Raw genomic sequence first — 22782 nt, forward strand, 5'->3', positions numbered from 1 at the left:
ACTTAACCCGAGCGCTCGTCAGTGCAGTGGCCGACGCCGCCTACCGAGGAACACCGTCAGCGCGATCGCGCCGATGCCGACGGCCGCCGCGAGCACCGCTCCGACGATCACGGTCATGTCCTTGCCGGACAGGCCGGTGGGCTTCGAGTCGCTGACCAACTGCAGGTCGTAATTACCCGGAAGCGGTCCCTGCGCGGGCGCTTCCATGCCGGGGAAGCTCTGGGTCTGATTGACCTCGAACTGCGGTACGCCCTGCTCGTTGTTCTTCCACTCACCCCATGCGGGAGTCACGCCGTCGAGAAGGACCTTGTGCGCACCGCCCTGCGCCGGATCCGGCCCGACGTCGACGATCTTGCGCACCACGATCGGCCGGTACGTCGCACCGGCGTACTTGACCTGGACTGGCACGTCGGACAGGGTGCGCACCGGCGGCGGTGGCGGTGGAGGCGGCAAGCCCGGCCCGGGGTAGTACCCGCCGCCGAAGAAGTTGCCGACGGCGTAGTCGATGGGCACGCCGAAGGGGTTCAGCCGCATCGCCGAGAAGTTGTACGACCCGATGTCGCGCACCTCTGTGACGATCCGCCCGAACGGCGGAATGAGCACCATCCGCGGCACGCCGTTGACGTCGTAGACGAGCTGAAGCGGCTCGGGATAGGGATTGAAGATCAACGGCCGGTAGAACTTGTCGTACTGCACCCAGTCCGGCTGCCATTGCACGACCTGCTTTTCCACGGCGGCAAGAGTGGCCTCGGGCGCTGCGGTGCCGCCGCCTTCACCGTTCTCGTCCGGAGGCGACAGGATCAGGTTCCTGAGCTTGTCGATCTCCGTGGGCGCCGCCGGCGGCGGATCCTCCTGGACCGGCTTGGCATCCTGAGCGACCGCGATGTCCTCCGGCGACGCTTCGGCCTGCTGCGGCTCAGGCGTCGCGGTGACCCCCGCGGCGGGTTCGATGCTTCCGGAGTCGTCGACGGTGGACTCACCGCTGGTGCCGCTGCCGGAGGTCTGCCCCGTCGAGCCCTCCGACGTGGTCTCTTCCACAGATGTTTCGGACGCCGAGGTGCTGCTGCCCGTGGTGGCCGTCGTACTTGTCCCGCTGGTGGACGACGTCGACGTCTCGGAGGTCGAACTTGTCGGCGACGTCGGAGACGTCGGAGACGTCGACGTGCCTGACGTCGAACCGGTGGTCGCAGTGGTCTCCGGCGCCGACGTCGTCGCGGTGGTCACGGGAGCAGAGGTGGTCGCCGTAGTGACTGGAGCCGGGGTGGTCGCCGTGGTGACCGCCTCAGTCGTCACCGGAGCCTCAGTCGTCACCGGAGCTTCGGTCGTGACGGGAGCTTCGGTCGTCACCGGTGCCTCGGTCACAACCGGGGCTTCGGTCGTGACCGGCGCCTCGGTCACCACCGGGGCTTCGGTCACCACCGGTGCAGGGGTTTCCACCGGTGGGGCCTCGGTCACAACCGGCGCCTCGGTCACGACCGGAGCCTCTTCGGTAGGCGCGAAGGTTTCCACCACGGTCGTGTCGTCCACCGGCTGGGCGAACGCGGGAACCGCCCCGACACCCAACGCCGTCGACGAGACGGTCACGACTGACGCGAGCGCGACAGCCAGACCACGAAGCGCCGGTGTGGTGGCGACGTGCTTGATGCTCATAACGACCTGCTCCTGCTGAATCGACTTGCTGACTGATGTGAGCATCGGTCGTCGGTCTTGGATCTTTCTTGGACCGCTCGGAGTGCGTGTGAATCGTGCATTGTCGTTCCCCAAATCAAGTGATCGGCGGCGCTGGCCGGACGCCGGCGTCGGCAACAAAAGCGGACAGCGAAGCGGCCGTCCACAGACCCTCTGCGGGCCGACGAGACTCCGACATCAACTACCCCCTTCAAGCTGGCGTTCCCCCGAACACTCCAGATCGTGGAATTCTCGCAGCCAGCGGCGCGCGGTGCCACACATTCATCGAAAACAGCAAATATCGACGGCGGATGGCATCCTTGCGGGGATGCGATCGCCCAGACGGGACGGTTGCTTTGCGTTCTCAAGGGATAGTCAGGCTTCCTACCGCGCCTGACCTGACCCTCGCAGCGGCGGAGGATTGAAACGTGCGGATCCGGTCACACCTTGTGGGTTGCGCTATGTCGGCAGCCGCATCAATCTCTAATACAGGACCGGGCGGCAGCCCGATCGTGAACACTGTGAACGTGCCTGTTTGCTGCAGTCCCCGGGAGGCGTAGTGGAGGGGACCCCCTTCGGCAGGTACCGCCTCGTCGAGTTGATCGGCCGCGGCGGCATGGGTGAGGTGTGGAAGGCATTCGACACCGCCACCCGACGCGTCGTGGCCGTGAAGGTACTGCCGGCACAGCTCGCCGCGGATCCCGTCTTCGAGGAGCGGTTCCGGCACGAGGCGTTCGCCGCGGCGGGTCTGAACAACCCGCACGTCGTCCCCATCCACAACTTCGGCGAGATCGAGGGCCGGCTGTATGTGGACATGCGGCTGATCGAGGGGCAGGACCTCGAGAACGCCTTGGCGAAGGGCCCGATGGAGCCCGCGCGAGCGGTGAAGGTCATCGAGCAGATCGCCTCGGCGCTCAACGCCGCGCACAAGATCGGCCTCGTGCATCGCGATGTGAAGCCCTCCAACATCCTGCTCGACGAGGACGACTTCTCGTATCTGATCGATTTCGGCATCGCGCGCGCAGCAGGTGAAACGAAGTTGACGGCCACCGGCAACGTGGTCGGCACGTGGCCGTACATGGCGCCCGAACGGTTCACCACCGGCCAGTCCGACACCCGATCCGACATCTACGCGTTGACCTGCGTGCTCTACGAATGCCTCACATCCAGCCGGCCGTTCCCCGGGGAGAGCGTCGAGCAGCAGATCGCCGGTCACCTCACGACTCCGCCGCCGCGGCCGTCGATCAAGCGGCGCGACGTGTCACCCGAGCTGGATGCCGTGATCGCCGCCGGGATGGCCAAGGACCCCGAACAGCGCTATGCCACGACGACGGAGATGGCCCGCGCGGCACAGGCGGCGATCACCAACATCGGCCGGCCGCAGCCTGCCAAACCCGGCTCGCGGCAGACCGCATCCGGGGCTGCACCCTTGGTTCCGACGCAGGCCTTCCAAGAGGAAGACACCGAAAAGCACTGGCACAAAACGCAGGCTCGGCCTGCTGAGAAGGTCGAGCCGGACGCGGACCAGACTCAGATGCGACCGGCCGAACAGGCACCGCCCCAGTGGGCGCCGACCAAGGCAGGCACGCCCGAGCATGTCGAAAAGGCATGGGCGCCCACACAGGCCCAACCCGCCGATCAAGGGCTCCAGCCCCCGTGGGCGCCGACCCACGCCGGAACCCCCGACCATGTCGAAAAGGCCTGGGCACAAACACATCTCGGCGAACCGGCGGCGTATGCCGAGAACGCAGGAGCGCCGACACAAGCACAACCGGCGGCACCGCCCGACCTGTCTCCCCCGGGGGACGACGACTCAGCAACATGGCCCTGGTACCGACGGACAGCGGTGGTGGTGCCGGTGGCCATCGTGATGATCGTCGCGGCGGTCGCAACGATCCTGCTCGTCCTCAGCGGGGGCGAGGAATCACCGGATCCCGGACGTCCTGGGCCGGCGCCGGGCGGTGGATTGAACGGGACGTTCACCGCTCAGTTCGGCGCCCCCACCCAGCCCAACGGTCAGCCGTTCCAGAATGCGCCGGGCGGCGACGAGACGTGGGTGTTCAAATCGCCGTGCGACAGCGGCAAGTGTGTGGCGAGCGCGACGAAGGTCGATGGATCCATAACCACGGCAACGACATTGGTGCTGGATCAAGTAAACGGCCGGTGGGAGTCGGTGACCGCGAAGCCGGGGTCATGCCAGAATGTCGGCTCGACTGAGGTCTGGGAGTCACTGTCGCTGGAGTCGCGGCCCGACGGATCCCTGGAGGGCGAGTTGGTCGTCCGCTCGACCGACCCGGGCTGTGCCAGCAACCGGACGGTGACGTTCACCCGCACGGATGACGCCGCGCAGGGGATCTCGGTGGCCGACCCCGCCACCCTGCCTGCCCGGGTGGCATCGCCGGCGCAGGCGCTGTACGGCCGCTACCAGGAGGTCGACACCTACAAGGACGGCAACCGCAGCGCCGATGTGAGCTTCGACATCAAGACGTACTGTCTTCGCACCGGCGACCGCTGCCTGAGTTACTGGTTCACTCCCGACGGCGCCAAGATTCTCCTCTTCTCCAAGAACGAGTGGGTGCTGGCCAACCGATCGTCGGAGGCACAGTGCAAGAACGGCGGCCCCGCCCATCGCGAGATCACCGCGCAGTACCCGCTGCCGACACCTGCGCAGGATCCGATCACGACGCTGACCGGAACCGGGCACTACACCGTCACCGGCGGCTGCCCGTTCAACAGCGACTTCGACTCCCGCGTTCAGCGCACCGGGGACTAGACCAACCCGGCGACGAACGTCGCAGACAGGTTCTACTTTCGAAGGGTGAACTGGTTGAGGTCGATGTAACCGGCCCGGAACGCATCCGCGCAACCGGTCAGATACCTCATGTAGGTCTGGTAGACCTCTTCGGACTGAATCTCGACGGCCTCGGTGTGGTGCGCCTCCAACGCCTCGGCCCAGAGGTCCAGCGTCCTGGCGTAGTGCAGCCGAAGCGACTGCCTGCGGGCAAGGTTGAAACCCATTTTCGACGAGTGGAACTCCACGATCTCGATGGCGGGCAGCTGTCCGCCCGGGAAGATCTCGGTGCCGATGAATTCGTTGAAGCTGATCTGCTCCTCGGAGAATTCCAGGCCGCTTGCGACGATCTGCTCAGGGGTGAACATGGTGATCGTGTGCAGCAGCATCACCCCGTCATCGGGGAGGACGCGGTGGGCCATCGCGAAGAAATCGTCGTAGCGGTCGTACCCGAAATGCTCGAAGGCGCCGATGGAGACGATCCGGTCGACGGGCTCGTCGAACTCTTCCCAGCCGTGCAACTCGACGCGCTTGCTGCGTTCGGTCTCCATGTTGTCGAACATGTTCTGCACGTGGGCGTGCTGGTGCTCGGACAACGTCAGGCCGATGACGTTGACGTCGTACTTCTCGAGTGCGCGCCGCATCGTGCCGCCCCAGCCGCAGCCGATGTCCAGCAGTGTCATCCCCGACCGCAGCCCCAGCTTGCGCAGCGCCAGGTCCATCTTGGCGATCTGCGCCTCTTCGAGCGGGATATCGCGTAGACGATCGAAGTACGCGCAGCTGTAGGTCATGGTGGGGTCGAGGAACAACCGGAAGAAGTCGTCGGACAGGTCGTAGTGTGCCTGCACCTCTTCGAAGTGCGGTCTCAGATTCTCCGTCATGACGTTTACACGCCTTTCTGGACTCCACGGTTCATCCGGAGTCCCCCCATGTCGCCGCGAGATTTCCCCCTACCAGTCCCAGTGAAACCCGCCAGACCAGGACCTCGCGAGTAAATCGTCCGCCCGTCATCAACAGGTAACAAGTGCTGGCATGCTGATGTCCGCTAAACGGGGTTACCGTCGTCGTCCCAGTTGGCGGCCACCTTCTTGCTTGGCTGGACGCGAGGCGGCTCCCCCGGCATCTTCGGATAACTCGGCGGGTAGGGCAGATCCCCGAGTCCACGCTCTTTTTCGTCAGCGCTGACCATATCCAGCAAAGATTCAAGCGACTGAGCGGTCGAGTCGATGTCCGCCCACGGATCCGGCCTGGTGGCAAGGAAATCGGGCACCGTGGCGATGGTGTAGTCGTCGGGGTCGGCGCCACGCAGTTCTTCCCAACTCAGCGGGGTCGACACCGTGGCGATCGCGGTCTTGCGCGCCGAATACGCCGACGCGAAGGTGCGGTCGCGGGCGTTCTGGTTGTAGTCGATGAAGATCCGTTTTCCGCGTTCCTCTTTCCACCACGACGTCGTCACCGCATCCGGTGCCCGGCGCTCCACCTCGCGCGCCAACGCGATGCCCGCGCGCCGCACCTCGACGAAATCCCAGTCGGGTTTGATCCGCAGAAAGATGTGCACACCGCGCCCGCCCGACGTCTTCGGGTAGCCGATCAGCCCGAGCTCATCGAGCAACGGTTTCAGCACATCGACCGCGACGTCACGCGCCTCTCCAAAGGCCGTGCCGGGCTGCGGATCAAGATCGATACGCAGTTCGTCGGGGTGCTCGGTATCCGGACAGCGCACCTGCCACGGGTGCAGCGTGATGGTGCCCATCTGTGCGGCCCACGCGATAGCCGATGCGTGAGTGACCTTGAGCGCATCGGCCGTGCGACCCGACGGGAATGTCACCGTGCAGGTCTTTAGATAGTCGGGGTGCTTCTGCGGCACGCGTTTCTGATAGATCTCCTCGCCCTCGATGCCGTCGGGAAAGCGCTGCAGATGCGTGGGCCTGTCGCGCAGCGCGGTCAACATCGGCCCCGAGGCGACGGCCAGGTAGTACTCGAAGAGCTTGCCCTTGGTGCCGTTCTTGCCCAGCTTGGGGAAGTACACCTTGTCTCGGTTGGTCAGCCGGACCTTGACGCCGTCGACATCGATTTCTTCTGCAGCCGTTGCCATTACGTTGACTCCAACACGTCGTAGAGGTCGTAGCTGAGGGGGACGTCGAGCTGCTCGAACGTGCAGCTGGCCGGTTCGCGGTCGGGACGCCAGCGCATGAACTTGACCGCATGCCGGAACCGCTTGCCGTGTACCGTGTTTCCCTCCATCTGGTCGTACGCGACCTCGCACACCTTTTCGGGCCGCACCGGAATCCAGCGCTTGTCGGCCGCTGAGTTCCACCGGCTGACCTCGCCATCGTTGACCTTGTCGCCCTCACGTAACGGTTCGAGGTCGGCGAGCAGCTTGATGCGGTCCTTGACGCTGAACGACGCTGCACCGCCGATCATCTGGAGTTCACCGTCGTCACGGTAGAGGCCCAGCAGGATCGACCCGACGCCTTCTCCGCTCTTGTGTATCCGGTACCCGATGGCCACGCAGTCCGCGTCGCGGGCGTGCTTGACCTTCACCATCTCCCGTTTGCCGGGTAGGTACGGCCCGTCGAGGCGTTTGGCGATCACCCCGTCCAGACCGGCACCCTCGAAGGTCTCGAGCCATTGCGCACCCTGCTCGGGATCTTCGGTGGTGCGTGTGACGTGACACTGCGCTTTTCGAACGGACAGCCGACCGTTGACCGCCTCGACCAGAGCCTCGCGACGCTTGCGGAACGACTCGCGCATGAGCGACGTGTCCCCGGTGGCGAGTGCGTCGAAACCGACGAAGTGCGCGGGCGTCTGCTCCGCCAGCATCGTGATCCGGCTCTGCGCCGGGTGGATGCGCTGGCTCAGCGACTCCCAGTCCAGCCGGACCCGTCCGTCGATCTCGCGCGGGACGACGACCTCACCGTCGAGCACACACCGCGGTGCCAGCTCGTCGCGCAGGGAGTCGAGCAGTTCGGGAAAGTACCGGCCCAGGTCCTTTCCGCTGCGCGACAGCAGCACGATCTCGTCGTCATCGCGGAACACCAGCGCCCGGAAACCGTCCCACTTGGGCTCGTAGGACCACACGCCCGGATCGTCGGGCACCTTGGCCTGGGCCTTGGCCAGCATGGGCTCGAGCGGCGGCGAAACGGGGAGGTCCACGGTTTCCATACTCACGTAGACCTCCGACGCCCGGCAATGTCATCGGGTGCAGGATCGGGGGGTGTCGATATCCCCGCTGCATGATCCCGACTGGCGCGCCTTCGCGAGCGACAACTACGCAGGCGTGCACGCCGAGGTGCTGACCGCGCTTGCCGCGGCGAACGGCGGCCATCAGGTCGCCTATGGCGAAGATCGCTACACCGAACGGCTCGCCGAGGTGGTCCGCGCGCATTTCGGTGCCGGCGCCCAGACGTTCCCCGTCTTCAACGGCACGGGCGCCAACGTCGTCGCACTCACCAGCGTGCTGCCGCGCTGGGGTGCCGTCGTGACGGCGGCGAGCGCGCACATCCACACCGACGAGGCAGGGGCCCCCGAACGGATGACCGGCCTGAAACTGCTCACCGTCCCCACACCGGACGGCAAGTTGACACCCGAGCTGGTAGCCCGCGAGGCGTGGGGCTGGGGCGACGAGCACCGCGCCCAGCCGCTGGCCGTGAGCATCACGCAGACGACGGAACTGGGCACCCTGTACACGCCGGACGAGGTGCGCGCGGTGTGCGACTTCGCCCACCAGCACGGGATGACCGTCCACATGGACGGCGCCCGGCTGTGGAACGCGGCGGTCGCCCTCGGCGTCGCCTTCCGGGATTTCACCACCGATGCGGGTGTGGACATCCTCAGCCTCGGCGGCACCAAGAACGGACTGCTCGGAGCTGAGGCGGTGCTGGTGCTCGACGCAGACCGGGCGGATGGGCTGGTGTTCCTGCGAAAGATGACCATGCAGTTGGCGAGCAAGATGCGCTTCGCGTCCGCACAGTTGCTCGCCCTTTTCGACAACGATCTCGGGCCGCGCAGCGCCGCCAACGCTAACGCGATGGCCCAACGCCTGCGCACCGCGCTCGAGACGGGCATCGCCGACGGCAGCCTGAGCGGTCTGGCCTTCACCCAGGACACCCAGGCGAACGCCATTTTCGCGACTCTGCCGAGGGAGATCGCCGACCGGATCCGCGAACGGGTGCGCTTCTACGACTGGGACCGCGCGCGCGGCGAGGTGCGCTGGATGACGGCGTGGGACACCACACCTGAGGACGTCGACCGTTTCGTGGCCGTCGTCGCCGAAGAATTCGCACGAAACCGATGACCGCCGAGGGCACTCCTTTCGCCGAGGCCGTGGACGCGGTCCGTCGTGGCGATAAGGACTCCGACGAGGCCGCCGCCGCACTGCTCCAGATGCTCACCGATCGCGAGCTGCTGTGGCTGCTGGACGGCGACAAGCCGATGATCAAGTCGGTTGTCGACGGTGCGCGCACGCGGACGAACTTCCTCGCCGTCACGGCGGGGCGCATCGACCGCATCGGCATCCCCGGGCTCCGCTTCACCGACGGCCCGCGCGGCGTCGGAATCCGCCCGTCGACCAGCTTCCCGGTCGCCATCGCGCGCGCGTCGACCTGGGACGTCGACGTCGAACGCCGCGTCGCGGCCGCGATCGGAGCCGAGGCGCGGGTCCACGGCGCCAACTGGTGGGGCGGCCTCTGCATCAACGTCGCACCCTTCCCCGGCTGGGGGCGCGCCCAGGAGTCCTACGGCGAGGATCCGTTTCTGCTCGGCGAAATGGGTTCGGCGGCAACCGAAGGAGCCAGGCCGTGGGTGATCACGAGCGTGAAGCACTTCGCCCTGAACTCCATGGAGGAGGCACGCTTCGTGGTCGACGTCCGCGTACCCGAGGACGTACTCCACGAGAGATACCTTCCGCACTTCCGCCGAACCGTCGATGCCGGTGTCGACTCCGTGATGAGTTCCTACAACTCGGTGAACGGCGAGTGGGCCGGCGAGAATCATCACCTGCTGACCGATGTTCTCCGCGATCGCTGGGGCTTCGCCGGTTTCGTGCACACCGACTGGGTGTGGGGTCTGCGCCACCCGGTGCAATCCGTCGCCGCCGGCCAAGACGTCGAGATGCCGTTCCGGCAACAGCGCGCCCATGCACTGCCCGCTGCATTCCGCTCGGGTGAACTGAGCCGGGCCGACGTCGTGCGAGCCGGAGCCCGAATCCTGCGCACCCAGATCGAGTACGCGGTGCGGTCACTGCCAACTCCGCCACGCTCGGTGGTCGCCGGTGCCGACCATCGTGCGTTGGCGCGCGAGGTGGCAAGCCGTGCGACGGTGTTGCTTCGCAACGAAACCGTGGACGGTACAGCGCTTCTGCCGCTTGCTGAGAAGGATCTGCAACGCGTCGCTGTCCTGGGCCGACTCGCCGCCACACCCAACCTGGGCGACACCGGATCATCGAACGTCAAGCCCCCCAACACCGTATCGGTGGCGCAGGGGCTACGGGAGCGGCTCGGCAGCCACCGCGTGGTCACCGCCGACTCCGACGCGTCACCGCAACACGCGGCCGAGACCGCACGGGCCGCCGATGTCGCGGTGGTCGTCGTCGGCCTGACGCCGAAGGACGAGGGCGAGGCGTTGATCGCGCTCGGCCCCGACACGATGGCGTTGTTCGGCGGGATCATGCGCCGGCCACTGGTCGCGCGATTCACCAGTGCCCTGTTCAACTTCTCGCACCGCTGGTGGACCTTCGGTGGGGACCGGTCCGATCTGTGTCTGCACGACGGTGACGTGGAGCTCATCCGGGCCGTCGCCGTGGCGAACCCTCGCACCGTGGTGATCGTCATCTCGGGAGGCACGGTCGTCATCGACCCGTGGGACGTTGGCGTCGCCGCAGTACTGATGGCGTGGTATCCCGGGATGGAAGGCGGCCGGGCGCTGGCGGACGTACTTCTGGGGTATGCCGAGCCGGCAGGCCGGATGCCCGTCGCGACCCCGACGCAGGATTCGCATCTGCCGCAGGTGGATTGGCGGGCCCGCACGGTGACCTACGGTCGCTGGTGGGGACAACGCAAGCTCGATCACGACGGGGTGCGGGCGGCGTACCCGCTCGGATTCGGGCTCGGCTACACGACGTTCACCACGACCGGTCTGGCGCTGGGCCCCGTCGACGGCGAGCGCTTCGACGCCACCGCGACGGTCACCAACACGGGCGATCGCGATGGAAGGCACGTCGTGCAGGTCTACGCGGTGCGCACGGTCGACGCGCATCCCGTTCATCATCTGGTTGGGTTCGCCTCCGTCGCCGTGTCAGCCGGCGAAAGCAGCTCCGTCACGGTCACCTGTTCGACCCGGCCGCTGCAACGCTGGACCAACGAGGGCTTCGTGCTCGACGACGGCGACATCACCGTGGCAGCCGGGGCCTTCGCCGGCGATCCGCACGCATGTCGAATGCCGTTGGAGCACTAGGGACATCGCCGGATGGCCGGGATCACCAGGGTGTCGATCACCTGCCGCACGAACGCCGCGTCGACCCGCTGCCCCCGGATCACCTGCAGCAGGCTCATCGCGGTGGTGACGTCGGCGACCTGCGACCAGTCCTGATCGGAGGCGATCTCGCCGCGGGCTTCCGCCTGGCGCAGGATCGCCGAGATCACCCGCCGCCCCCTCAGCAGCATGAGGTGATCCAGCGCCGATGCGAGTTCGGGGTCGTTGGCGGACTCCACCGCGACGCGCAGGATCAGATCGGTCGACACCAGTGATTCGTCATTGCGTTTCACCCGTTCGACCAGTTCGTCGAAATCGCCGCTGAGGCTGCCGGTGTCGGGGGCGTCGTTGTCGAGCAGATCGGGTCGCCAGTAGACGACCGCGTCGGTCATCAGCGCCGCCTTCGACGACCACCGCCGATAGATCGCGGCCTTGCCCACCCCGGCGCGCTCGGCGACGTCGTTCATGTTCGTGGCGTTGTAGCCGTTCTCGGCCAGGCAGGCAAGGGCGGCGTCGAGGATCGCCGGGTCGCGTGAGCGATCCAGCCGACCGTCCGTGCGCTGGCGCAGCTTCGACTCCGGCTCCGTCATTGCGTCGTCGGGATGGGTGCGGTGTTCGCCTCCCGCCGAGCCCGCCCGCTCGTGCGGTCGACGATCTGGAAGGTGTTCAGCGGCCACCAGAACCAGCGCCCGAGCGCGGCCGCGATCGAGGGAGTCATGAAGGACCGCACGATGAGCGTGTCGACCAACAGACCGATGCCGATCGTCATACCCAGCTGACCCACCACCCGCAGATCGGACACGATCATCGACATCATCGTGAACGCGAACACGAGCCCCGCCGCGGTGACCACTCGGCCGGTGGCACCCATACCGCGGATGATTCCGGTGTTCAGCCCGGCGTGGATCTCCTCCCGGAGCCGCGACACCACCAACAGGTTGTAGTCGGAGCCCACGGCCAGCAGGATCACCACCGACAGCGGGATGACGATCCACTGCACGCCGAGGCCCAGAATGTCCTGCCACAGCAGGACTGACAGTCCGCACGCCGTGCCCAACGATGCCGCGACGGTCCCGACGATCACCAATGCAGCGACGACGCTGCGCGTGATCAGCAGCATGATCGCGAAGATCAGGATCATCGATGCGATGCAGGCGATCAGCAGGTCGGTCCTCACACCGTTCTGCATGTCGGCGTAAAGCGACGCAGTGCCCGCCAACGAGACCTTGGCGTTTTCCATCGGAGTGCCTTTGATCGCATCGGCGACCGCGTCCCTGATGCCCGCGACATGCTGTATCCCGTCGACCGAAGCAGGGTCACCCTGGTGCGTGATGATCATCCGCACGGCTTTGCCGTCCGGTGATACGAACATCTTCAGACCGCGTTCGAAGTCGGGGTTTTGGAACACTTCCGGCGGCAGGTAGAACGAGTCGTCGTTCTTCGCCTGGTCGAAGTAGTTGCCCATCATCGTCGAGCCCTCTGCCGACTCCTGCATCTGCTTCTGGATGCCGGCCATCGTGCTGTGCGTAGACAGCATGAAGTCCCGCATGGTCTTCATCGATTCGATGGTCGGCGGCAGCACTTCGAGCATCTGCGGCATCAACTGGTCCAGCTGGTCGATGTCACCGCTAAGCCCCTCCAACTTGCCCGCCAGCTGGTCGATACCGTCGAGCGAGTCGAAAAGCGACCGAGTTGAGAAACACAGCGGGATGTCGTAGCAGTGCGGTTCCCAATACAGGTAATTGCGGATCGGCCGGAAGAAGTCGTCGAAATTGGCTATGTGGTCGCGCAATTCGTTGGTGGTGTTCACCATGTCATGTGTTCTGGCATCCATATCGTGGGTCACCTCCACGATCTGCTTGGTGATCTCGTACATGCGCTGCATGTTGGCGATGGTCTTGCTCAACTCGTCGGCCTGCTCGAGCATCTGCGCGGTGTTGTCGTTGTTGTACTTGGCCGTCTGCAGCGTGGCCGAGTTCTGCATCGCGATCTGGAACGGGATGGAGCTGTGCTCGATCGGCGCGCCCAACGGACGCGTGATCGTCTGCACCCGTTCGATCCCACGAAGATGGAAGACGCTCTTGGCAACTCGGTCGATGATGAGCATGTCCGCCGGATTGCGCAGATCGTGATCGGCCTCAAGCATCAACAGTTCGGGGTTCATCCGAGCCTTTGAGAAATGCTGCTCGGCGACGCCCATGGCAACGTTGGAGGGCAGGTCGGCGGGTGTGAATTTGTCGTCGTTGTATTGGGGCACATAAGTCAACAGAGCGACGAACCCAACGATAGCGACGACCGATGTCGCAAAGATGATCGGTTTGGGCCACCTCACCACCACCGTGCCGACTTTTCGCCAACCGCGCGTTGACAATTCACGTTTGGGATCGAGCAACCCGAACCGCGAACCCACGACCAGGACCGCAGGCGCCAGCGTCAGCGCGGCCGCCACGACCACCAACAGCGATATCGCGCAGGGCAACGCCATGCTGGTGAAGTACGGCAGCGTGGTGAACGTCAGGCACATGCACGCGCCCGCGATCGTCAATCCCGAGCCGAGGATGACGTGCCAAACGCCCTCGTATGCCTCGTAATAGGCATCTTCGTGGTCGAGTCCCCTCGCCCTGGCCTCCTGATATCGGCCGAGCAGAAAGATGACGTAGTCGGTTCCCGCGGCGATGACGAGCATCGTGACCATGCTGACCGCATACGGTGTGAGCCCGATGATGTTGAGGTTGCCTGCCGTCGCGGTAACACCCTGAGACGCAAAGAGTTCGATACCGACGATCAGCAACGCGATGATCGCGGTGACAGGCGAGCGGTAGACGATCAGCAGCATGATCAGGATGACGATTATGGATACCAGCGCCATCACCGCCAGGCTCTTGTGGCCGGCGATGCTGGTGTCGGCCACAAGAACGGCGTTGCCTGCGACGTGGGCCTGAACGCCAGGAGGCGCAGGCACCGAATTGACGATGTCGCGGACCGCAGCGACCGACTCGTGGCTGGGAGTGGTGCCTTGCGCGCCGGTCAGGAACACCTGAACGTAGGCGGCCTTGGCATCCGGGCTCTGGACACCCGCCGCGGTCAGAGGGTCACCCCAGAAGTCCTGCGCGAACTGCACATGCTCGTGGTCGGCGCGCAGTTTCTGCAGAATTTGGTTGTAGTACTCGTGGGCGCTGTCGCCCAGCTTGTCCTGCCCCTCGATGACGATCATGGCCGTTGAGTCGGTGTCGAATTCGTGGAACACCTTGCCGATGTTCATCATTCCCTGGAATGCCACCGAGTCCTTCGGGCTCATCGACACGGAATGTTCGTCGGCGACAGCGTCGAGTGGCGGCGAGACCACGGCCAGCAAGGCGGCAAGCACTATCCAACCGATGATGATCGGTATCGACAGGACGCGGATCGTGCGGGCGACGATCGTGCGTCGTGGCGCCGAATGTGGATTGCTCATACCGATTTCACCAAGCAATAGATGAACGGCTTGTATTCGTCGGTGCTGCGGTCATCGCGCACCTGTCCGTCGACGACGACGCGGCAGCGCAGATCGGAGACGCCGGTATCTGCCTGAGCGACGATGTTCGCCGACATCGACGGCAGCGTGGTGACGATCGTGTACGACCAGGGCAGTGTGCCGTCCACGTGATGTGGTTGTCCGTTCTCGTCGAGATAGTCGACGCTGACCGGGCCGCCGGACGACGAACTCGAGATCTCGTACGTGATGTTCTTGGGATTGAACGGATCCGTGAAGCCGCCGCCGGGTGCGGCGCCGCCGGTGAGTTCCTGTCCGCCGATGTCGCCGCGGACGCGAAGCACCGCATATGCGCCGAGCGCGACGACCACGACGAGAAGCAGTGGCATCCACGCCTTTGTCAACAGACGAATCACCCGATCTCCTTGCCCCGACCCATAGGCGGAACTTGAGTTCCGTCTAGCGACGGATGAACTGTACTACTCCGTGCGACGTCGCGAGCGATGACCTCGGCTGGACAATGGGCGGATGCGACTGCCCGTGATGCCGCCGGTGTCCCCGATGCTGGCCAAATCGGTGCCGGTGATCCCGCCCGAGGCTTCGTATGAGCCCAAGTGGGACGGGTTTCGGTCGATCTGCTTCCGCGACCGCGACGAGGTCGAACTGGGCAGCCGCAACGAGCGCCCGTTGACCCGGTACTTTCCCGAACTCGTCGCCGCCGTCCGCGCCGAACTTCCGAAGCGCTGCGTGATCGACGGTGAGATCGTCATCGCGACCGATCACGGCCTGGATTTCGAGGCACTGCAGCAGCGCATCCACCCGGCGGACTCGCGCGTGCGGATGCTGGCCGAGAAGACCCCGGCCGCGTTCATCGCCTTCGATCTGCTGGCTCTCGGCGACGAGGACTACACATCGCGACCGTTCGTCGAGCGCCGCGCCGCGCTGGTCGACGCGCTGGCGGAATCGGGCCCGTCGATCCACGTCACCCCTGCAACCACGGATCTGCCCACCGCGCAGCGCTGGTTCACCGAATTCGAGGGCGCGGGCCTAGACGGCCTGATCGCCAAACCGCTGACCGTCACGTATCAGCCCGACAAGCGCGTCATGTTCAAGATCAAGCCCGAGCGGACGGCGGACTGCGTCGTAGCCGGGTATCGCGTGCACAAGTCCGGCGACGGGGCGATCGGCTCGCTGCTGCTCGGCCTGTACCGCGACGACGCAACCCTGGCATCGGTCGGCGTGATCGGCGCGTTCCCGATGGCCAAGCGGCGCGAGCTCTTCACCGAATTCCAGTCCCTCATCACATCATTCGACGAGCATCCGTGGAACTGGGCCGCCCACATGTCGGGCGAACGCACTCCGCGCCGCAACGAGGGGTCGCGCTGGAACGCGGGCAAGGACCTCTCCTTCGTACCGCTGCGACCCGAGCGGGTCGTCGAGGTCCGGTACGACCACATGGAGGGTGAACGGTTTCGCCACACCGCACAGTTCAACCGCTGGCGGCCCGACCGGGACCCGAAATCGTGCACGTACGACCAGCTCGAGCAGCCGGTCACCTATAGCCTCGGAGATATCGTCCCCGGACTTGGCTGACCCCAGAGCCCGGCCCGGGCACTCATTTCCCAGACAGGATCCTCTTGATGACTCCCCACGCGGTCATCTCCGGTGCAGGCATCGCCGGACCCGCACTGGCTCACCAACTCAACGCCCGCGGCTGGCGGACCACCGTCATCGAGCGCTTCCCGCGGCGTCGCGACGAGGGCCAGAACGTCGACATCCGCGGAGCCGCCCGCGAGGTCGTGCGCCGTATCGGTCTCGAGGACGAGATCCGGGCGGCGAATACGACCGAGGAGGGCACGCGTTTCGTACGGGCCGACGGTTCGGCGGCGGCGTCGTTCCCCGTCGCCGAACCGGGCAAACGAGACGGACCCACAGCCGAATTCGAGATTCTGCGCGGAGAACTGTCGCGCATCTTCATCGAGCACACCAGCGAGCGGACCGACTACCGATTCGACGCCCGTATCGCCGACGTCACCGACCACGACGATCGCGTCGCCGTGGCGCTCGAGGACGGCACCTCCCTCGACGCCGACCTGCTCGTCATCGCCGAGGGTCTGCATTCGCGGTCCCGCCGTTTCGTGACATCCGTCGACGTCACGAACCTCGGCATGTACCTGGCATATGCCACCATCCCCCGGACCGAGCAGGACGACCGGTGGTGGAACTGGCAGCACGTGACCGGCCACCGCGGCGTACATCTGCGGCCCGACAACCTGGGTACCATCCGCGCCATTCTCACCTTCATGTCCGACGTTCGTGGCTTCGACGAACTCGACCGAGCCGGACAGCTCACGATCCTGCGACGCACGTTCGACGATGCCGGCGGAGCTGCGCCACGTGTGCTCGCTGCCCTCGATGACGGTGCGCCGATGTATTTCTCCACTGTCGGCCAGGTGCACTCACCGACCTGGAGTAAAGGCAGGATCACGCTTTTAGGGGACGCGGCGTTCTGCAATGCGACCTTCGGCGGTGCCGGAACCAGCCTGGCACTCATCGGCGCCTACATCCTCGCCGGTGAACTGGCCGGCACCAACGACATCGGCGCGGCGCTGTCTCGATACCAGGACCTGATGAAACCCTTTGTCGGCACCGCACCAAGGGTCAGGCAGGGTGTGCTGCGGCTGGCGAATCCTGGCACGCGCAAAGGTATTCGGGTGCTGCATGCCGGCGCCGGCCTGGCTGCCAGCCCGGTCGGCAGGGCACTCTCCGCATTGACGGGCGTGGCGAACATCGGTGGCGACGGAGCGGCGCTGCCTACATATCCGCGCCCAGAGTTTGCGGCGTTTGGTGACTCTGGCGGCGCAACCGTGTGATGCTCGCGTGGTGATCATTCGTACGGCGGCGGTGTTCGGCACCCTGGCCGCAGTGGCTGCCGGGCTGGCCGGCCCGGCGTGGGCGGACGATCGGCTTGACGGCGATTTCACATTCATCAACGGTCCGACGCACAACACGTGGACCATCACGACGCAGTGCAATGCAGAGGTCACGTGCGGAGGAACGATCTCGAGCTCCACCGGACTGATCGAGCAGATCAGCCGGGTGGCGGGTGGTGCATGGACCGTGGAGCGCCATGACGTCCCGAACGGCCGGGTATGCCCCAACGGCAGCACCGGCCCCGCGGATCTGATGTATTCGTTCGACCCGGCGACTCTGGTGGGGGCCATCAGCTTTCGCAGCAAGCCCGGCGTCTGCGGCGATCCGGACTGGACCAGCGGCCAGAATCCGATCAGCCTGGTTCCGCTGTAACTACCCCGACAGGTCGTCGGAGCGGCCCTCGGCCAGCCGGTCCCACTGCGGAGTGGGGCGTCCGTCCCGCCGGAACTGGTCCCCTGCCGATGGGTCGTATCGCTGCGGCCAGCCGTCCGGTGACGATTCCCAGGTTTCCTGCCTGCCGTACACGGTGAGATCGAGCAGGTGATAGCTGGTGGCGCCGGCCTCCACACCTCGACTGGTGTTCCAGTAGGTCTCGAAGACTTGATCGCCGTCACGCAGGTAGGCGACGTAGAAGCCACCCCCACGGCCGGCGAGTAACGCATCGCCCGAGTCGCTCACCGAGTACCACGGCATCGGCCAGCCCATGAAGTCCCGGTACCGCGCGCTCTCGGCGTACGGGCCCTGACAGAACGTGGCGTACGTGACGTCGCGGCTGTGCAGATACGACAGCTCCATCGCGTGGCCGGTGAAGAAGGAGCAGCCCTCGCACTGCTCCGCCGCAGGCTTGCCGTCATGCCACATGTGGAAGTACACGAGCAACTGCTTGCGACCCTCGAACACGTCGATCAGGGGCACCTGCCCATTCGCGCCGACGACCGGCACCTGCGCGTCCACCTCGACCATCGGCAGTCGCCGACGCGCGGCCGCGATCGCGTCGCCTTCGCGGGTGTGCGCCTTCTCCCGCACGAGCAACCGGTCGAGCTCGGCCTGCCAGGCGGCCCGGTCGACGATCTCCGGGGCTGGGTGGGTGTCCGATTCTGTAGCCATACACATACAGACCGGCACTCCACAGGGAACTCATCGGTTTGAATCGGTGCGTCCAGGGCACGCCAGAGTCATGTCTGTGACGAGTTTTCAGGACCTCCCGCTGGCCGACCGCGACCGGCAGTGGGATGGCGGACCCGCCGAGAAACGAGTGCGTAAGTGGGCGGACGCCGAGGACGAACCGAACCAGAAGTACCGCGATGCCCACGTCTGGTACGACGGCGACAACAAGAATAATTTCACCGCGTACAAGCTGCTGATCGCCGATGTCGTCGACGGCAAGCTCGAAGCCGTACCACGCGGGGTGATGGCCGCCGGCGGGATCATGGACGGCGCCCGCGGCGGTGTCGACCTGCCCGAGAGCGACATCGACCGGGTGAAGAGCCACCTCGCCAAGTACTACAAGAAGATGGGCGAAGATCCGCCGTGGGAGCGCAGCTAGTTAGATTGCGTGGGTGACCGCTGGCAGGTTTGCGCCGAGTCCGTCGGCCGATCTGCACATCGGCAATCTCCGCACGGCCGTCCTGGCATGGCTGTTCGCACGCTCGACCGGGCGCCGCTTCGTGATGCGCGTCGATGATCTCGACGACCGCACGTTCACCGATATCGCGCGGCGCCAGCTCGACGATCTCGCCGCCATCGGTCTGACGTGGGATGAGCCCACCGAGTGGCAGACCCAGCACATCGCCCGCTACGAGGCGGTGATCGCAGCGCTGGCGGACCGCGGATTGTTGTACGAATGCTATTGCAGCCGAAAGGATATCGCTCAGGCGCCGCGGGCACCGCATGCACCACAGGGCGCGTATCCCGGGACATGTCGCGACCTGTCCGACGCTGAACGCGAGGACCGTCGTGCTGTGCTGGACCGCCCGCCCGCGCTGCGGTTGCGCACCGACACGATGAGGCACACGGTCTACGATCTGCTGCACGGCGAATACACCGGGATCGTGGACGACTTCGTCGTGCGTCGCGGCGACGGCGTTCCGGCCTACAACCTGGCCGTCGTCGTCGATGACGCGGCGCAGGGCGTCGACCAGGTGGTGCGCGGCGACGACCTGCTGCCGTCATCGCCACGTCAGGCCTATCTCGCCGGCCTGCTCGGTCACCCCGAGCCGACGTACGCGCATGTCGCCCTGGTGCTCAACGAGAAAGGTGCGCGACTGGCCAAACGCGACGGCGCCGTCACGCTCGCCGAGATCGGCACCGAACGTGCCGTCGCGCAGATCGCGGATTCGCTTGGCTACCAAGCGTCGACCGTTGAGCAGATGCTCACGCAGTTCGACCCTGCTGCACTGCCCCGATACCCGTGGATATATCGGCCCGCTTGAGCAGAACCCTTGGGCCACGGCCGTAGTCCTTGCTAGCGTCCGCCGGTGATCTCTTATTTGCGGCGAGGGCTGCTGGCGCTGTTGGCGCTTGCGATGGTCTTCCTCTCGGCCTGCGGCACCTCGGGTAACACTGCGGACCCCATCAAGTCGGCAGGGGTGCTGCGTATCGGGACCGAGGGCGTCTACTCGCCGTTCAGTTACCACGACCCCAAGACCGGTGAACTAACCGGCTACGACGTCGACGTGGCCAAGGCGGTCGGTGAGAAGCTGGGCGTACCAGTCGAATTCGTCGAGACCCCGTGGGACTCGATATTCGCCGCGCTCGAGGCCAAGCGGTTCGACGTCGTCGCCAACCAGGTGACCATCAACCCCGAACGCCAGGGCAAGTACGACCTGTCCCAGCCGTACACGGTCGGCGAGGGCGTGATCGTCACCCGGGCCAACGACAATTCGATCAAGACCCTCGCCGACATCAAGGGCAAGACCGCAGCCGAGAACGCCACCAGCAACTGGGCCCAGGTGGCGCGAGATGCCGGCGCGAACGTCGAAACCGTCGAGGGCTTCACCCAGGCGATCACCCTTCTCAACCAGGGCCGCGTCGACGTCGTCATCAACGACAGCATCGCCGTCTACGCCTACCTCGCCGAGACCGGTGACAAGTCGGTCAAGATCGCGGGCACCGTCGGCGAGAAGAGCGAGCAGGGTTTCGCCGCCCGCAAGGACAGCGGTTACCTGCCCGAACTGAACCGCGCACTCAACGAGCTGCGCGCCGACGGCACCCTCACCGAGATTTCGGAGAAGTACCTCAAGACCGACGCCACAGGTGCGCCACCTGCGACCCCGATCCGGGCGGCGGGTGTGCTGCGCGTCGGCACCGAGGGGACATACGCACCGTTCAGCTACCACGATCCCGGCACTGGTGAGCTCGTCGGCTACGACATCGACGTGGCCCGCGCGGTCGGTGAGAAACTCGGGGTGCCAGTAGAATTCGTCGAAACTCCGTGGGACTCGATATTCGCCGCGCTCGAAGCGAACCGGTTCGACGTCGTGGCCAACCAGGTCACGATCACCCCGGAACGCCAAGGGAAATACGACCTCTCGGTCCCGTACGCGGTCGGCGAGGGTGTCATCGTCACGAAGGCAGACGACGATTCGATCACATCGCTTGACGACCTCAAAGGTAAGACGACCGCCCAGTCGACCACCAGCAACTGGGCGCAGGTCGCGCGGGACTCCGGCGCGAACGTCGAGTCCGTCGAGGGCTTCGCGCAGGCGATCACACTGCTCAACCAGGGCCGGGTGGACGCGACGATCAACGACAGCATCGCGGTGTACGCCTACCTCGCCGAGACCGGCGACACGTCCATCAAGATCGCAGGCAACACGGGCGAGAAGAGCGAGCAGGGCCTGGCTGCGCGCAAGAACAGCGGCCTGCTTCCCGAACTCAACGGTGCCCTCGAGGAACTGCGCACCGACGGCAAGCTGTCTGCGATCTCGCAGCAGTACCTGAAGGCCGACGCCTCCGGCGGCGAACAACCGCAGCAGGCCGGCTCACCCCAGGTACGGTCGGCGTGGCAGCTGATCCTCGACAACCTGTGGCCGCTGGCCAAGGCCGCACTCACCATGACGATCCCGCTGACGATCATCAGCTTCATCGTCGGCCTGGTGATAGCGCTGGCGGTGGCGCTGGCACGGCTGTCGTCGAATGTGGTGTTGAGCAACGTCGCCCGCTTCTACATCTCGATCATCCGCGGCACCCCTCTGCTGGTGCAGCTGTTCATCGTGTTCTTCGCCCTGCCAGAGTTCGGCGTCAAGATCGATCCGTTCCCCGCCGCGGTGATCGCGTTCAGCCTGAACGTCGGCGGCTACGCCGCGGAGATCATCCGCTCGGCGATCCTGAGCGTGCCGAAGGGTCAGTGGGAGGCGGCCGAGACCATCGGCTTGAACTACACGGGCGCGCTGCGGCGCATCATCCTGCCGCAGGCCACCCGCGTCGCGGTGCCACCGCTGTCGAACACGTTGATCTCGCTGGTGAAAGACACCTCGCTGGCGTCGACGATTCTCGTCACCGAACTGTTGCGTCAGGCGCAGATCGTGGCGGCTCCGACGTTCGAGTTCTTCGCGCTGTACGGCACGGCGGCGATCTACTACTGGGTGATCTGCCTGGTGCTGTCGTTCGGGCAGGCCCGCGTGGAACGCCGACTGGAAAGGTATGTGGCGCGATGAGCGAAGCCAGCGAACGCAAAGACGGCGGAACCGCGACCGAGTATCGCGTCACCGCCGAGAACGTCGAGAAGGCGTTCGGCGACAACAAGGTGCTGCGGGGTGTCTCGTTCACGGTGGAGCGGGGCACCGCGACGACCATCATCGGCCCGTCGGGGTCGGGTAAGACGACGCTGCTGCGCACGTTGAATGCGCTCGACAGGGCCGATTCCGGCGTGATCCGGGTGGACGACGTCGAAATCGACTTCTCCACGCCCACACCGAAAGCCGATGTCCGCAAGTTCCAGTCGCGCAGCGGCTTCGTGTTCCAGGGACACAACCTGTTCCCGCACAAAACGGTGCTCCAGAACATCATCGAGGGCCCGGTCATCGTGCAGAAGCGACCGAAGGAGGAGGCCATCGCCGATGCCCTCGAGCTGCTCGAGCAGGTCGGGTTGGCCGAGAAGAGGGACCAGTACCCGTTCCAGCTCTCCGGCGGACAGCAGCAGCGCGTGGGCATCGCGCGGGCATTGGCTCTGAAGCCCAAGCTGGTGCTGTTCGACGAGCCGACGTCAGCGCTTGACCCGGAGTTGGTCGGCGAGGTGCTCTCGGTCATCAAGGACCTTGCCGTCGAGGGCTGGACGCTGGTGATCGTCACGCACGAAATCCAGTTCGCCCGACAGGTTTCAAACCAGGTGCTGTTCACCGACCAGGGCGTCATCCTCGAGAAGGGCACTCCCGACGAGGTGCTCGGGAACCCGAAGGAAGAGCGCACCCGTCAGTTCCTGGAGCGAATCCTCAACCCGCTCTAG

18 protein-coding genes and 1 pseudogene are annotated in these 22782 nt (G+C 65.6%); 11 read left to right on the forward strand and 8 right to left on the reverse strand.

Annotated elements, in window-relative coordinates; genetic code table 11:
* Positions 1-18: 18 nt before the first annotated feature.
* A complete protein-coding gene (locus AB4Z42_RS19360) occupies positions 19-1650 on the reverse strand; it encodes a hypothetical protein (RefSeq protein WP_442010820.1) in 1632 nt (543 codons plus the stop codon).
* 577 nt (positions 1651-2227) lie between these two features.
* On the opposite strand from AB4Z42_RS19360, the gene AB4Z42_RS19365 reads away from it, so the two are divergent.
* A complete protein-coding gene (locus AB4Z42_RS19365; RefSeq protein WP_442010821.1) occupies positions 2228-4441 on the forward strand; it encodes a protein kinase domain-containing protein in 2214 nt (737 codons plus the stop codon).
* 32 nt (positions 4442-4473) lie between these two features.
* Here AB4Z42_RS19365 and AB4Z42_RS19370 read toward each other — a convergent pair whose 3' ends face one another.
* The 3 genes from AB4Z42_RS19370 to AB4Z42_RS19380 form a co-directional block, all read right to left on the reverse strand.
* Positions 4474-5340 (reverse strand): cyclopropane mycolic acid synthase family methyltransferase, encoded by an 867-nt coding sequence (locus tag AB4Z42_RS19370; RefSeq protein WP_442010822.1) that lies wholly within the window; start codon positions 5338-5340, stop codon positions 4474-4476.
* Positions 5341-5504: 164 nt separating this feature from the next.
* Positions 5505-6554 (reverse strand): non-homologous end-joining DNA ligase, encoded by a 1050-nt coding sequence (ligD, locus tag AB4Z42_RS19375; protein WP_442010823.1) that lies wholly within the window; start codon positions 6552-6554, stop codon positions 5505-5507.
* Positions 6554-7624, reverse strand: coding sequence for an ATP-dependent DNA ligase (locus tag AB4Z42_RS19380; RefSeq protein ID WP_442010913.1), 1071 nt, complete (start codon positions 7622-7624; stop codon positions 6554-6556). The genes ligD and AB4Z42_RS19380 overlap by 1 nt, the downstream gene beginning before the upstream one ends.
* A gap of 52 nt (positions 7625-7676) precedes the next feature.
* Between AB4Z42_RS19380 and AB4Z42_RS19385 the strand changes: the two genes are divergently transcribed.
* A complete protein-coding gene (locus tag AB4Z42_RS19385) occupies positions 7677-8756 on the forward strand; it encodes a threonine aldolase family protein (RefSeq protein ID WP_442010824.1) in 1080 nt (359 codons plus the stop codon).
* Positions 8753-10912 carry a beta-glucosidase gene (locus tag AB4Z42_RS19390; RefSeq protein WP_442010825.1) on the forward strand — a complete coding sequence of 720 codons (2160 nt, stop codon included), beginning with the start codon at positions 8753-8755 and terminating at the stop codon, positions 10910-10912. The genes AB4Z42_RS19385 and AB4Z42_RS19390 overlap by 4 nt, the downstream gene beginning before the upstream one ends.
* Here AB4Z42_RS19390 and AB4Z42_RS19395 read toward each other — a convergent pair.
* From AB4Z42_RS19395 to AB4Z42_RS19405, 3 genes are read right to left on the reverse strand one after another with little or no spacing between them, the layout of a single operon-like run.
* On the reverse strand, positions 10909-11520 hold the full coding sequence (locus AB4Z42_RS19395) for a TetR/AcrR family transcriptional regulator (protein ID WP_442010826.1): 612 nt from the start codon (positions 11518-11520) through the stop codon (positions 10909-10911). The two genes, AB4Z42_RS19390 and AB4Z42_RS19395, sit on opposite strands and share 4 nt — an antisense overlap.
* Complete coding sequence (locus tag AB4Z42_RS19400) at positions 11517-14384, reverse strand: MMPL/RND family transporter (protein WP_442010827.1); 2868 nt, start codon at positions 14382-14384, stop codon at positions 11517-11519. The genes AB4Z42_RS19395 and AB4Z42_RS19400 overlap by 4 nt, the downstream gene beginning before the upstream one ends.
* Entirely contained in the window at positions 14381-14818 is a 438-nt protein-coding gene (locus AB4Z42_RS19405; protein WP_442010828.1) for an MmpS family transport accessory protein, read from the reverse strand. Before AB4Z42_RS19405 ends, AB4Z42_RS19400 begins: the two co-directional genes overlap by 4 nt.
* 112 nt (positions 14819-14930) lie before the next feature.
* Between AB4Z42_RS19405 and AB4Z42_RS19410 the strand changes: the two genes are divergently transcribed.
* The 3 genes from AB4Z42_RS19410 to AB4Z42_RS19420 are packed head-to-tail and all read left to right on the forward strand — an operon-like array spanning position 14931 to position 17708.
* Positions 14931-15995, forward strand: coding sequence for an ATP-dependent DNA ligase (locus AB4Z42_RS19410; protein ID WP_442010829.1), 1065 nt, complete (start codon positions 14931-14933; stop codon positions 15993-15995).
* A 47-nt stretch (positions 15996-16042) separates the two neighbouring features.
* Positions 16043-17275: an FAD-dependent monooxygenase gene (locus tag AB4Z42_RS19415; protein WP_442010830.1), complete on the forward strand. Its 1233-nt coding sequence runs from the start codon at positions 16043-16045 to the stop codon at positions 17273-17275.
* Between the two features lie 10 nt (positions 17276-17285).
* Complete coding sequence (locus AB4Z42_RS19420; protein ID WP_442010831.1) at positions 17286-17708, forward strand: hypothetical protein; 423 nt, start codon at positions 17286-17288, stop codon at positions 17706-17708.
* Here AB4Z42_RS19420 and AB4Z42_RS19425 read toward each other — a convergent pair whose 3' ends face one another.
* A complete protein-coding gene (locus AB4Z42_RS19425; RefSeq protein WP_442010832.1) occupies positions 17709-18443 on the reverse strand; it encodes a DUF899 family protein in 735 nt (244 codons plus the stop codon).
* Between the two features lie 70 nt (positions 18444-18513).
* Here AB4Z42_RS19425 and AB4Z42_RS19430 point away from each other — a divergent pair, with 70 nt between their 5' ends.
* The 5 genes and pseudogenes from AB4Z42_RS19430 to AB4Z42_RS19450 all read left to right on the forward strand — a co-directional run bounded on the left by AB4Z42_RS19430 (position 18514) and on the right by AB4Z42_RS19450 (position 22782).
* Positions 18514-18882: a hypothetical protein gene (locus tag AB4Z42_RS19430; RefSeq protein ID WP_442010833.1), complete on the forward strand. Its 369-nt coding sequence runs from the start codon at positions 18514-18516 to the stop codon at positions 18880-18882.
* 13 nt (positions 18883-18895) lie between these two features.
* Positions 18896-19768, forward strand: coding sequence for a tRNA glutamyl-Q(34) synthetase GluQRS (gene gluQRS / locus AB4Z42_RS19435; RefSeq protein WP_442010834.1), 873 nt, complete (start codon positions 18896-18898; stop codon positions 19766-19768).
* Between the two features lie 93 nt (positions 19769-19861).
* Positions 19862-20593, forward strand: a pseudogene (locus AB4Z42_RS19440) (amino acid ABC transporter substrate-binding protein); the annotation flags it as partial.
* A gap of 18 nt (positions 20594-20611) precedes the next feature.
* Entirely contained in the window at positions 20612-21994 is a 1383-nt protein-coding gene (locus AB4Z42_RS19445) for an ABC transporter permease subunit (RefSeq protein ID WP_442010914.1), read from the forward strand.
* Positions 21991-22782 carry an amino acid ABC transporter ATP-binding protein gene (locus AB4Z42_RS19450; RefSeq protein WP_442010835.1) on the forward strand — a complete coding sequence of 264 codons (792 nt, stop codon included), beginning with the start codon at positions 21991-21993 and terminating at the stop codon, positions 22780-22782. The genes AB4Z42_RS19445 and AB4Z42_RS19450 overlap by 4 nt, the downstream gene beginning before the upstream one ends.

Source organism: Mycobacterium sp. 2YAF39 (assembly GCF_052114565.1).
In the GTDB taxonomy this organism is placed as follows: Bacteria; Actinomycetota; Actinomycetes; order Mycobacteriales; family Mycobacteriaceae; genus Mycobacterium.

Bases quoted from the DNA above. Each gene is read 5' to 3' on its own strand.
- AB4Z42_RS19395 (WP_442010826.1), bottom strand. From the start codon at position 11,520: ATGACGGAGCCGGAGTCGAAGCTGCGCCAGCGCACGGACGGTCGGCTG.
- AB4Z42_RS19380 (WP_442010913.1), bottom strand. From the start codon at position 7,624: ATGGAAACCGTGGACCTCCCCGTTTCGCCGCCGCTCGAGCCCATGCTG.
- AB4Z42_RS19425 (WP_442010832.1), bottom strand. From the start codon at position 18,443: ATGGCTACAGAATCGGACACCCACCCAGCCCCGGAGATCGTCGACCGG.
- AB4Z42_RS19450 (WP_442010835.1), top strand. From the start codon at position 21,991: ATGAGCGAAGCCAGCGAACGCAAAGACGGCGGAACCGCGACCGAGTAT.
- AB4Z42_RS19430 (WP_442010833.1), top strand. From the start codon at position 18,514: ATGTCTGTGACGAGTTTTCAGGACCTCCCGCTGGCCGACCGCGACCGG.
- AB4Z42_RS19390 (WP_442010825.1), top strand. From the start codon at position 8,753: ATGACCGCCGAGGGCACTCCTTTCGCCGAGGCCGTGGACGCGGTCCGT.
- AB4Z42_RS19410 (WP_442010829.1), top strand. From the start codon at position 14,931: ATGCGACTGCCCGTGATGCCGCCGGTGTCCCCGATGCTGGCCAAATCG.
- AB4Z42_RS19400 (WP_442010827.1), bottom strand. From the start codon at position 14,384: ATGAGCAATCCACATTCGGCGCCACGACGCACGATCGTCGCCCGCACG.
- AB4Z42_RS19415 (WP_442010830.1), top strand. From the start codon at position 16,043: ATGACTCCCCACGCGGTCATCTCCGGTGCAGGCATCGCCGGACCCGCA.
- AB4Z42_RS19370 (WP_442010822.1), bottom strand. From the start codon at position 5,340: ATGACGGAGAATCTGAGACCGCACTTCGAAGAGGTGCAGGCACACTAC.
- ligD (WP_442010823.1), bottom strand. From the start codon at position 6,554: ATGGCAACGGCTGCAGAAGAAATCGATGTCGACGGCGTCAAGGTCCGG.
- AB4Z42_RS19360 (WP_442010820.1), bottom strand. From the start codon at position 1,650: ATGAGCATCAAGCACGTCGCCACCACACCGGCGCTTCGTGGTCTGGCT.